An 11,871-nucleotide genomic window follows, 5' to 3' on the forward strand; every position below is an offset into this window, starting at 1 on the left:
GTCCATTAACAAAGAGTTGCATAAATTACCGCTTTTATAGTATGCATTCTATTTTCAGCTTGATCAAATACTAATGATTGTTTTGATTCAAATACTTCATCGGTAACTTCCATTTCTTCTAATCCGAATTTTTCATAAATATCTTTTCCAACTTTTGTCTTTGTATCGTGGAAAGATGGTAGACAGTGTAAGAAAATAGCTTCTTCATTAGCATTTTCCATAGCCGCTTTGTTTATTTGATAATCCTTCAAAAGTGATATTCTCTTTTCCCAAATTTCTGCCGGCTCGCCCATAGATACCCAGATGTCAGTGTAAAGAATATCAGCATTTTCAGTACCCTCTTTAACATCAGATGTTAAAGTTACTGTACAGTGATTTTCCTTAGCTATTTCTTTTGCCATTTCTACAAGATGATCTTCAGGGAATAATTCTTCCGGTGCACAAGCCACGAAATTAACTCCTAATTTTGCGCAAACTATCATAAGAGAATTAGCAACATTGTTTCTTGCATCTCCCATGTATACAAATTTTAATCCTTTTAAATATCCAAAATGTTCTTCAACTGTAAGCATATCTGCCAACATTTGAGTTGGATGCCATTCATCAGTCAATCCATTCCATACAGGTACTCCTGCATATTTCCCCAATTCTTCAACTGTTTCTTGAGAGAATCCACGATACTCAATACCATCATACATTCTTCCAAGAACTCTTGCTGTATCTGCAATAGATTCCTTATGTCCCATTTGAGAACCGGCTGGATCTAAATAAGTTACTCCCATTCCAAGGTCGTTTCCAGCAACTTCAAATGAGCATCTAGTTCTAGTTGAAGTCTTTTCAAATAATAAAACAATATTTTTCCCCTCAAGATACTTGTGTGGTTGTCCTGCTCTTTTCATTGACTTGAAGTTTTTAGCAAGTTCCATTAAGTAACGAACTTCTTCTGAACTAAAATCAATCAACTTTAAAAAATTTCTACCTCTAAGATTTTGTGCCATTTTAATCACTCCTTTATGTAACTTATCTTTACTACCTAAGATTAATTTATCACATTTGAAAACATTTCCAGAGACAAATTAAGATTAATTTTCTGTAAATAATTTCTATTATCTCACAATGTACAAATATGGCTATCTTTATAGTACTAATTTAGTCCAATGTTTTCCAATTGCACTAAAGTGAATTACGTATTATAATAATTTTATCACATTAAATATAACTTAAACATAGAATAATGTTTCTTATCTGATCCTTATGTTATATTTTGGAGAGATTCACCATGAAAAAAATTAAAATACAAGAAAATTATAACGAAACTGTTGATAATAACTACATTTTTAATTTTGACATACAAAGTGATTCTAAACCCACAGAACCACTTTTGCATAAACACAGCAGATTTATCTACATCTTAGAAGGACATGGCAAAATTAAAATTCAAAATAAAATTATAGCCTTATTCCCGGGAGTTATAATTTCAATAGCTCCGTGGCAAATTTCGGAAATAATAGAAGTTTCCGAAGAACTCACATACTATCTTTTGGTCTATAATTTTAATCTCCTAAACATCTATATAAAAAAGAATTTAATATCAATAGTGAAAACATTAACATAATAAATTCTCTTTATAAATCAAATGTAATCATACCTTCCAGCAAAGATTCACTGAAAATAAAATCAATTTTTGAAGATATTAAAGATGAATTTGGACTTTGCTCTGTTAATTTCATTTCAGAATCAAAACCTTATTCAACTCTTTATGGCATTTCAAAATTTGCTGAACTCTTAGTTATATATTTAAGAAATATTAATGAAACTACACCAGCTGACGATGAAATTAACCCGGACATGATTTTTATGTATATGTTTTTAAACTGTTGCAATAATTTGAGTTTAGAATTGATTTCAAAAGCATTCTTTATGAGCGAAAGTTCCATCTCCAAATATATACATGATTTTACCGGAATTGGATTTTATGAATTATTAAATGAAATGAGAATTTTTAAAGCTAAATTTCTTTTAACTCATACAAATTTAAATATAAAAGATATTGCATATATATTAAACTATTCCGATCCCGGGCAACTATCAAAAATATTCCATGACAAATATCATCTTGGAACTAAAGATTTTAAAAAATTACAATGTCCTGAGTCATTAGTAAACATAAGGCTTGATTATAGAGGACTAAAAATAATTGAATATATGTATGAAAATTATGATGAAGAATTAGATATAGGCACAGTTTCAGATTTATTTAAGACCACACCAAAAAATATAAATAGTATTCTAATGTATTACATTGAGAAAAATTTTTACAACTTTTTAAATCAAATTAGAATTCATAAAGCTTGCGACCTACTCACTGAGACTGAACTTCCTATCGCAGATATTTCAGCTTTAGTAGGATATAATTCTACAAAAACTTTCGTCAGAAATTTTATAAAGATTTTAAATATTACCCCTTCTGAATTTAGAACAACATATATAAAATAAAATAGGCGATAAACGGAAAAATATGATCCATTTATCGCTTATTTATCTCTTTTAAGTCAATTATTCTATCTGATATTTTATCTATCAAAGCATAATTATGTGATATAAATAACATGCCCATCTTTCTCTGTCTCACATAGTTGATTAATTCCTCCAGAAGTTTGACTTGTGTTATTGCATCTAACATTGAAGTTATTTCATCAGCTACCAAATACTTAGTATCTTCATGCATAACTCTGGCTATACATATTCTCTGTAACTCTCCTCCAGATAGCTCATTTGGAAAATTTCTTAACCAGAAATCTTTTATTCCAAAACTTTTAATTACTTCTTCACTTACGTTCCAACCTTCATTTAAAATTTTTGATACTTTCCAGTTTGGGTTTATGCTTTTTTCAGGATGCTGATGAATCATTTGTACTTTTAAAAATCCTTGCAATTTTTCTATGTCTTCTCCATCCACTAAAATTTTACCTGAGTTTGGTTTTAGATATCCACTCATCAACTGTCCCAAAGTACTTTTCCCATATCCAGACGGAGCCACAATTCCCAAAATTTCATTTTCATCTAATTCTAAACTCAAATTTTTTATAATTGGAGTTGTTTTGTCATAAGAAAAACACACATTTTCTAACTTTATCAATATTTCTTCTCCTAAAAGTCAACTTTAAACTCATTTTCAGGCAAAGCTCTTAACAACTTCCTTGTGTAATCGTTCTTTAAATTTAAGCCATTATTTTCAAAATCTTTTATGTCTTCAACTTCTATAATTGTCCCATCCCAAAAAACTGCAATCCTATCTGCAAACTCAAGTGCCATTTTCAAATCATGTGTTATGACTAAAGCTGATTTTCCTCTCTCTTTTAAGGATTTAAAAAAGTTAACTGTTTCTTCAACACCCAAGTCGTCCATACCTGGTGTTGGTTCATCCGCTACTATCAAGTCAGCTTCACTAATCATACTTTCACTGACGAGTATCCTTCTTGCCATCCCCCCCGAAAGTTCAAATGGATATTTATCAAGGACTTCTTTTTTTAATCCAAACTGATTTAACATTTCTTCGTATTTCTTTTCATCTCTTTTATAAAATTTAAGTTGCTTTTTAATTTTTAAAAGTGGATTTAATGAGTTTACCGTCTGTGGAATTAACCAAATTTGTTCACCACGCAGCTTTTCAATAGATCTATTGTTTAACGATTGCTCTTTATAATAAATTTCACCCCTTACAACAGCATTATATGGTAATAAATTTAAGATTGCATGAGCTAATAAACTCTTTCCGGACCCACTCGCCCCAACAATCGCAACAACTTCATTAGCTCCAACTTTTAAGTTTAAATTGTGTACTACATTTAATTCTCTTACTCTAAGACCTTTTTCATACTGTAGAAATGAAATGCTTAAATCTTCTATATTTAATAACATAAAATCACCTGTGATAAGAATATGGGCAAATTAAATCTTTTAAACTTTCTCCTAAAAAATTAATACATACTACTATACTCACCAATGCTATCCCCGGAAATATTGCCAAATGCCAATAACCATAAATTAAATATTTCATAGCCTCTGACAAAATTATTCCCACCGCCGGTGTAGATGCATCAAATCCAAATCCCAAAAATGTTATTCCTGCCTCATGTAATATTGCATGAGGAAATAACAATATAGTTCCAACTAAAATCTGTGGTAATATTTTAGGTATAACGTGATTAAATGCAATATATAAACTGCTCTTACCCATAGCTTGTGAAATTTTTATGTAGTTTTCTTGTTTTATCTCCAAAATTTCAGCTCTTATAATTCTAGTAAGAGAAGTCCAATGAGTCAGTGCTATTCCAATTATAATCCCTTTAACCCCTCTTCCAACTGCTACAGCAATTACAATTAAAAACACCATGTGTGGTATTGCTAAAGATATATCTATCAGCCAATTCACAATAATATCTGTCTTTTTGCCAAACACAGTCAATAGAATTGCAAAAGTCATAGTTATTAAAACACTGGAAAAACTTGCAACCATTCCTACACAAATTGATATCCCAAGGCCCTTAACTGTCCTTAAAAACATATCTCTGCCTACTGCATCAGTTCCAAAAAGATGCTCTAAACTAGGACCTAGAAACTTTTCAGAAAAATTAACTTTTAAATCTGCTTCACTTATTCTCCAATAACTTATAAATATATATGCTATAAAAATATTGCTACGGTCATTATAGTTAATGTTATTTGTCTTTGTGATTTTCGTTGATTAGTATTTTTAAAAATTTTTATTTTTGATTTTATATCTTTATTAAATTCCACTTTTCCTCCTAAGCCTTGGGTCTATAAATAAATATAGTAAATCACAAACTCTATTGCCCACATATACAAACACACCGGAAAAAACCACTAATCCCAACAGTAAAGGCGTATCACCTCTAAGCCCAGCCTCAACTGTCAAATTCCCTAAGCCCGGATAATTAAAAACATTTTCTACTAATACAGTCCCCGAAAACAATTCGCTAAAATACGTAAATTGAAGTGTCAGTCCAGGTAAAATCATATTTTTAAAAGCATAGTTCCAAAGTATCTCTCTCTTCTTTAATCCTTTTGCCTTTGCATAAAGTACATAGTCTGAGTTTAAAATGTCTTCAACTTTAGCACGTGTTTGTAAAATTATATTTGAGACTCCTGCCAACACAAGACTTATACAAGGTAATACCATATATTTTAACCTTTGTAAAAAATTTACATCTATATCTCTAACACCTATTGGCGAACCCATAGATGCCGGAAACCAATTCAATTTTATTGAAAACACAACTATCAACATCAACCCTATCCAAAATGTAGGCATTGCAGCAAAAATTAAAGCATATAACTTAATTGCTTTATCTTTTATTGTGCCTACATTAGCCCCTGCAACGATCCCTAATACAATCCCAAATATCCCCTGTAGAAGCCATGCACATGCCATTAGCATAATAGAAGATGAAAACCCTCTTTTTATTATTTCTAAAACTGGTCTATTATATATATTTGAGATTCCTAAATTCCCTCTTAATAAAATTTAAGCCATATTATATATCTTTCAAATAGCGATTTATCTAAGCCCCATTTTAATATTAGGGCTTGTTTTTCGTCTAGTGTTAAACCTATTGCCCTGCTCCTTGTAAATGAAGCAACAGGGTCAATAGGCGATTGATCTATCAATAAAAAAGATATAAAAGAAATACTTAAAATTAAAACACAAAAGAATAAAGTTTGTTTTATAATCTTTTTCATTTTAAAAATTACTTCCATTTCCAATTAGAAATTGTATCAATCATTGGCCAACCCCCACCATGAGGTTGTATTTTTTGTCTTCCTATTTCAAGTTCATCGCGAACTAAATATAGATGATTTTCATTTACCAACCAAATCCACGGGCAATCACCTTTCCATGATAAACCTGTTTCTCCATCCCATTGAGCAAGCTTGAAATTTTCATAAAGTGCATCAACATTATCACTAGATAGAGCTTTTTCAAAGTACTCATCAACTTTTTCATTTGCATATTGATTTGCATTATAATATTCAAATCCTTTAAATTTACTAGAATAGTTATAGTACATCTCTAGAGGGTCATATCCTCCCCACCCAAATAAAACAGCACTGCTATACATTCTTGGAGTTACAAAATCCCAATCTCCGTATACAAGATTCACATCTATGCCTATTTCTTTTGCTCTCTCAGCGAAGTACAGTGCAATATTTTCTCTTTCTTTATAAGAGTACAGCAAATCAAATTTTGCTTTTAGTCCATTTTTCTCGCGTACTCCATCAGCTCCCATTTTCCAACCTGCATCTTCTAAAATCTTCTTTGCACCTTCTATATCACCATCAAATAAATCATTAGTTTGTTCATTGTACCAAGGCATTTCATCGGCAACTGAATTTGCCTTAGTTCCCTCTCCATTTAGAACATTATCTATTATCTCTTGTCTATCCATAGCTATATTAAGTGCTTTTCTAATTTCAAGATCAGAAGTTACATCATTCCCAATAGGACTTCCCGGCGACATTGTATCATCGTTTGTCACCTTTCCTTCATTCTTTACAACAGGCATTGAAATTCCCCTGTTATCTATTGACTTTATACTTTCAACATGAAATCCTTCTACATTTATATCTTTAGCAGTGTAAGGAATCTTTATCATATCGCAGTCTCCTGATTTAGCTGTTGCCAAAACAGAATCATCATCCTTGAAAAATAAAAAAGTTAATTTTTTAAACGGAACTTTGTCTCCGTAATAGTATTCATTAGGTTCTACAATAAGTTGTTGCCCTTCTTTCCACTCCAACAGCTTAAAAGGCCCTGTCCCGATTGGATTTTTCCCATATTCTTGATTGTAAGCGTGTTTTGGGACAATTGACAGTGAACACATAGAGGACATAAACGAAATATCCGGCTGATTCAATTCTATCTCAACCTTGTATTCGTCTGATTTTCTAGCTTCTAAAAGCCTACTCAAATTAACTCCTGGCGTCTTTTCTTCTTTAGCTAAATTATATGTAAAGACAACATCATCCGCCGTAAAAACTTCTCCATCAGACCACTTTACATCATCTCTTAATGTAATTTCATATACCTTCTTATCCTCAGATAATTTATATTCTTTTGCTAAGTCCGGAACTATATTCAAATCAATATCTCTTTTAAATAGAGCTGACTGAAAAATAGCAGTCCCATAATGTCCTGAGCCATGTATTGGGTCCCAACCTTGTTCCGGCTCACTACCTAACCCCAGAACTAATTCATCTTTTTTAGCAGTAGTTTCTTTTGTATTCTCTTCTTTCTTATCTGCGCAAGCTACCATTACAAATAACAGCATCATTATCAACAAAGCGTTTTTTAAAAATTTTTTCATAACTCCTCCTACTAATGTTGTTAGATTTAATCCATCTTTTTAGCAATCACAACAAACATTTCCTCACTATCTACTTTTTTTAATACTTTATAATTTGCTCCTATAAAATAATTTTCTAAAATTTCCATCTTTGGCAAAATATCCTTTTCTACCACAATTGACGAATCCTTGTGTAAATTATTGATTGCCTCTCTACTTTGAGAATGACATATAATTAACTTTCCATTTTCATTTAAATATTTTCTAAGCTTTTCTATCGCCTTCTTTTTATCTTCAAAATGAGGAAACATTGAATAACATATAACTTTATCATAATATCTAGTGTTTAAATCGCAATCTAGAATATCTTCATTCTTAAATGTCAAATTACTTGCAGCATACTTTTTCATTGCAACTTCTATCATTTTCTCAGAGATATCAACCGCGCACACTTCTCCACCTTTACCAACTCTTTCAAGTAAAAATGGAATCAAAATCCCCGTCCCCGTTCCAACGTCAAGCACTTTATCACTTGGTTTAATTTCTAATAAATTCAAAATCTCTATAATCTTTTTATTATCGTGCTTACAAAAACTGTCCCATTTTTCAGCCATTGAATTAAAAAATTCTCTTTGATTCATATTTCAAGCCTTTTTTGTTTATTTAAAATATATACAATGGCCGGAATAAATATTAGCTGAATTATAATTCCTGGAATTCCCTTTACAATAGCTCCAGTAATAAACACTGTAGGCGCCGGTAACTTAGCCATAAAGAAAGAAGCTAAAACCCAAACTACAATCGCAGATACAATTCTTCCTGCTATCATAGCCACTATTAATGACACAAATATATTAGCTTTTACCTTGTTGTGAATATAGCTTACAACTGCTCCATAAGTCAAAAGTTCAAAAACCATAAAAGGTAATACAGGAAACATTGGTGGCATACCGGTTAGCACAGAGCTAAGAATTGGAGTCAAGGCTCCAACTAAAGCTGCATAAGGCACACTCAAGAAAAACCCCGCTAATAAAACAGGAATATGCATAGGCAAAAATACCGGTCCTGCACCAATAGCATGAAATACCATTGGTAAAATCAATCCTAAAGCTATAAATAATGCCGCTAAAATCAATTCTTTTGTCGTATTCTTTCTCATAAATTTCCTCCTATAAAATTATTTTTTTCTAATTTTCTCTTTCACTTCAAAAATACTCAAGTTATTTTCTCTTGCTATCTTTGATAGGTCATCGTATTCAAACTTTCCCCTACTCACTCCATATCCATAAGATTTCTTAAATCTTATCGTGCCTAAAGAAGTCTCGATTTCTTCAATATTTCTATCTAAAATATATCTAGAAGTTTGAGTTTCTCTAATACCAATAGTAGTAGTGTGTTTAAATATAAGCTCTAATAAATTACTCTTATCTTCTTCTCTACACATTACCTTTATCAAAGTTCCCGGCCTTGATTTTTTCATTCCTATTGGAACTGTATACACTTCTTTAGCTCCAGCTTCAAAAAATCTGTCCATTGCAAAACTAATTTCTTCAGCACTCATATCATCAACATTACAAGACAACTCATACACTATTTCTTCTGAGTCTTTGGTCTCTCCCAAAAAAGCTCTTACACAGTTTATTCTCTCAAAATCTTTTTTCCCCATTCCATAACCTATTTTTTCAACTCTCAATTTAGGCATTTCTTCAAATTTTGATACAAAATGTTTTAATATAGCCGCTCCGGTAGGAGTACAAAGTTCTCCGCGTATTTCAGAAGTATACATTGGAACATCTTTTAATATATAAGCTGTTGCCGGAGCTGGAACAGGCAATATCCCATGTGCACAATGTACGTGTCCACTTCCAACATTTATTGGAGATGCTATTATCTTTTCAACTTCCAACTCATCAATCAAAAAACAAACTGCTGTTATATCTGCTATTGCATCCATAGTTCCAACTTCATGGAAGTGAATTTCTGAAACATCAACATTATGAGCTACACTTTCTGCTTCTGCTATGTGCTTATAAACTTCCATAATGTCTTTTTTAACTTTCTCTGACACTTTTATATTACGAACTATTTCTTCAATATCTTTCATACTTCTATGCACATGATGCCCGTGTTCATGGTGATGGTGACTATGTGTATGTTCATGGTCTTCATGATGGTGGTGATGTTCATGGTCTCCATGATGATGGTGGTGATGTTCATGATGGTGTTCATGTTCGTCGATTTTCTCTTCTTCTCCATTTATTTTTACAACCATACGAGTTCCTTTTATGCCACACTTAAAAGAATCCACTTTTTCAAAACTAATCCCTTCAATTCCAAGATTATTTAAGTTTTCTATTTGCTTTTCATTATCTTCAAACAGTTCTAATATCGCCGCTGTCAACATATCTCCAGCCGCTCCCATTGAACATTCCAAATATAAAGTTTTCATTTCTTGACCTCCATATGATTTATCATACTGGCTGTATAACCCGCTCCAAATCCATTATCTATATTTACAACACTCACTCCACTTGCACATGAATTAAGCATTGATAAAAGTGCCGCTACTCCATTAAATGCCGCTCCATATCCAACACTTGTTGGAACCGCAATAACAGGACAATCTGTAAGGCCTCCTACTACACTTGCAAGCGCTCCTTCCATACCTGCGATGGTGATAACAACACTTGCACTCATTATTTCATCAAGATGCCCTAAAATTCTATGAAGTCCTGCAACCCCTACATCATAGAGTCTAACCACTTCATTTCCTAAGAATTCACATGTCAAAGCTGCTTCCTCCGCTACCGGAATGTCGCTTGTTCCTCCCGTAGCAACTACAATCTTACCAATTCCATTCGGTTTCTTTAATGGCCCGTATATCCCTATCTTTGCTTCTTCATAATATTCTATTGAGTGTATTTTTTTTATCTCTCTTGCTGCATCTTCATTTAATCTCGTAATCAAAATTGAACCTTGTCCATTCTCAAGCATTGTAGAAATAATTCCTATCATCTGATTTGCAGTCTTGCTTGCACCGTAGATGACTTCTCCAACGCCTTGTCTTACTTTTCTATGAAAATCTATCTTTGCATACTCTATATCTTTAAAAGGTTTAGATTTTAATTCTAACAGTGCATCTTCAACTGAAATTTCTCCATTTTTTACAGACTCTAAAATTTTTTTAATATCATTCTTCATCTCTCACCTCTAAATTCAGTGTCACTTCTCTATAAAACTTCTTAAATTCATCTACTATTTCTTTTCTAAATGAAATTATCTTTTCGAAGTCTTTCCCCGTAACTTCAATTTTTGCAACATCGTCTATTTTCCTGACTCTAAAATTTTTAAACCCAAGATTCATTAAAAATGCTTCTGCTTTTTCAATGACTGCTAAATCTTCTTTTGTTATATTCATTCCTGTCTTTATTCTCGTTGCCAAGCACGAATATGATGGTTTTCTCCAACTTGCCAATCCTTCTTTTTTGGACAATTCCCTTATTTCAGATTTAGTCAAATTACACTCTCTAAGTGGAGATAATACCTTCATCTCTTCTTTTGCCCTCATCCCCGGTCTATCTTCATATTCATCCGAAGCATTTGTCCCATCTAATAAGACATCAAACCCATCTATTTTTGCTGCCTCAATAATAGTTCCAAAAATTTTTTGCTTACAAAAATAACATCTATCCTTATCATTTTTCTCTATACGGACATCTTTTAAGACATCAACTTCTAGTATTTTTAAATCCGCTCCTAATTCATGAGCAAAATATTTTGCTTCTTTAAACTCAAACTCAGGTTGAAAATCTGATTTCACATAATATGCTCTCACTTCAGCTTTGTTTTTTAGAGCTTGTTGTAACAAAAAAACAGAATCAACTCCACCCGAAAAAGCAATTGCAACTTTTTTATTTTTGCTAAAGAATTCCTTTAAATTCATCCTTTGTTCCTCACAAATAAAAAGCATGCAAATCCCTACAGAGATTGCATACTTTCATAGTACTATTAAAAGACCGTTTGAATTTTTAACCGACTACTTCTCTAGTCATCCTTTACTTCATATAAAAGATTCAACTCAAACAACTATAAAATTTTTTCAACTTCCTTAACCGCAAGCGCTATCAATTTTTTTGATAGAGTATTCATTAATTCCCACAATAACGTTATCATCGTGTAAAAACGGAATTAAAATCCTCTTTGCTCTACTAAGACTTACCGCTTCTGCCATTTTTGCCGTTATCTCGCCATATAATGAATTAGTTAATAAAATCCCAATTGGACCAACTATTACATCGGCTCTTGCACAATTTACTACCACAGCATTTTCGCCTGTCGCTCCAAAGCTCGCTCCTGCTTTTAACATATTTGTGGTTGCAATACCATTTGTACCAACTGCAATAATTTCTAGATCTTTATACTTTTCTTTTAAGGCTTGAACAATTTGTTTGCCAAGTCCGCCACCCTGAGCATCAATTACTAATATATCCACAACTACCTCTTT

15 protein-coding genes are annotated in these 11,871 nt (G+C 32.2%); 2 read left to right on the forward strand and 13 right to left on the reverse strand.

What is annotated here, in order from left to right; translation table 11 throughout:
• Positions 1-5: 5 nt before the first annotated feature.
• Positions 6-998, reverse strand: coding sequence for an ornithine carbamoyltransferase (gene argF, locus HMPREF9129_RS00990; protein WP_004819390.1), 993 nt, complete (start codon positions 996-998; stop codon positions 6-8).
• Between the two features lie 281 nt (positions 999-1,279).
• Here argF and HMPREF9129_RS11890 point away from each other — a divergent pair, with 281 nt between their 5' ends.
• Positions 1,280-1,615 carry a cupin domain-containing protein gene (locus HMPREF9129_RS11890; protein ID WP_004819391.1) on the forward strand — a complete coding sequence of 112 codons (336 nt, stop codon included), beginning with the start codon at positions 1,280-1,282 and terminating at the stop codon, positions 1,613-1,615.
• A 242-nt stretch (positions 1,616-1,857) separates the two neighbouring features.
• Positions 1,858-2,496 (forward strand): helix-turn-helix domain-containing protein, encoded by a 639-nt coding sequence (locus HMPREF9129_RS11895; protein WP_218916017.1) that lies wholly within the window; start codon positions 1,858-1,860, stop codon positions 2,494-2,496.
• Between the two features lie 31 nt (positions 2,497-2,527).
• Here the strand turns inward: HMPREF9129_RS11895 and HMPREF9129_RS01000 are convergent, their stop codons facing one another.
• From HMPREF9129_RS01000 to HMPREF9129_RS01050, 12 genes are all read right to left on the reverse strand, one after another.
• Positions 2,528-3,139: an ABC transporter ATP-binding protein gene (locus HMPREF9129_RS01000; RefSeq protein WP_004819395.1), complete on the reverse strand. Its 612-nt coding sequence runs from the start codon at positions 3,137-3,139 to the stop codon at positions 2,528-2,530.
• An 11-nt stretch (positions 3,140-3,150) separates the two neighbouring features.
• The gene (locus HMPREF9129_RS01005; protein ID WP_004819396.1) at positions 3,151-3,921 is read right to left on the reverse strand and encodes an ATP-binding cassette domain-containing protein; all 771 of its coding nucleotides are present in this window, start codon (positions 3,919-3,921) and stop codon (positions 3,151-3,153) included.
• Positions 3,922-3,925: 4 nt separating this feature from the next.
• Positions 3,926-4,567 carry an ABC transporter permease gene (locus HMPREF9129_RS01010; RefSeq protein WP_004819398.1) on the reverse strand — a complete coding sequence of 214 codons (642 nt, stop codon included), beginning with the start codon at positions 4,565-4,567 and terminating at the stop codon, positions 3,926-3,928.
• Between the two features lie 222 nt (positions 4,568-4,789).
• Positions 4,790-5,455, reverse strand: coding sequence for an ABC transporter permease (locus tag HMPREF9129_RS01015; RefSeq protein ID WP_257009106.1), 666 nt, complete (start codon positions 5,453-5,455; stop codon positions 4,790-4,792).
• Between the two features lie 83 nt (positions 5,456-5,538).
• Positions 5,539-5,763 (reverse strand): ABC transporter permease family protein, encoded by a 225-nt coding sequence (locus HMPREF9129_RS12155; RefSeq protein WP_257009107.1) that lies wholly within the window; start codon positions 5,761-5,763, stop codon positions 5,539-5,541.
• A gap of 8 nt (positions 5,764-5,771) precedes the next feature.
• Positions 5,772-7,388 (reverse strand): ABC transporter substrate-binding protein, encoded by a 1,617-nt coding sequence (locus HMPREF9129_RS01020; protein ID WP_004819402.1) that lies wholly within the window; start codon positions 7,386-7,388, stop codon positions 5,772-5,774.
• Positions 7,389-7,414: 26 nt separating this feature from the next.
• A complete protein-coding gene (locus HMPREF9129_RS01025) occupies positions 7,415-8,008 on the reverse strand; it encodes a class I SAM-dependent methyltransferase (RefSeq protein ID WP_004819405.1) in 594 nt (197 codons plus the stop codon).
• Positions 8,005-8,526 carry an ECF transporter S component gene (locus tag HMPREF9129_RS01030; RefSeq protein WP_004819407.1) on the reverse strand — a complete coding sequence of 174 codons (522 nt, stop codon included), beginning with the start codon at positions 8,524-8,526 and terminating at the stop codon, positions 8,005-8,007. Before HMPREF9129_RS01030 ends, HMPREF9129_RS01025 begins: the two co-directional genes overlap by 4 nt.
• Positions 8,527-8,544: 18 nt before the next feature.
• Positions 8,545-9,816 (reverse strand): nickel pincer cofactor biosynthesis protein LarC, encoded by a 1,272-nt coding sequence (gene larC, locus HMPREF9129_RS01035; protein ID WP_004819410.1) that lies wholly within the window; start codon positions 9,814-9,816, stop codon positions 8,545-8,547.
• Complete coding sequence (larB, locus tag HMPREF9129_RS01040; protein ID WP_004819411.1) at positions 9,813-10,568, reverse strand: nickel pincer cofactor biosynthesis protein LarB; 756 nt, start codon at positions 10,566-10,568, stop codon at positions 9,813-9,815. Before larB ends, larC begins: the two co-directional genes overlap by 4 nt.
• Positions 10,558-11,310 carry an ATP-dependent sacrificial sulfur transferase LarE gene (larE, locus tag HMPREF9129_RS01045; RefSeq protein WP_040552404.1) on the reverse strand — a complete coding sequence of 251 codons (753 nt, stop codon included), beginning with the start codon at positions 11,308-11,310 and terminating at the stop codon, positions 10,558-10,560. The genes larB and larE overlap by 11 nt, the downstream gene beginning before the upstream one ends.
• A 165-nt stretch (positions 11,311-11,475) precedes the next feature.
• On the reverse strand, positions 11,476-11,871 hold a 396-nt coding region (locus tag HMPREF9129_RS01050), incomplete at its 5' end, for a DUF3842 family protein (RefSeq protein WP_004819417.1).

It is taken from the genome of Peptoniphilus indolicus ATCC 29427 (genome assembly GCF_000227315.1).
GTDB lineage: Bacteria > Bacillota > Clostridia > Tissierellales > Peptoniphilaceae > Peptoniphilus > Peptoniphilus indolicus.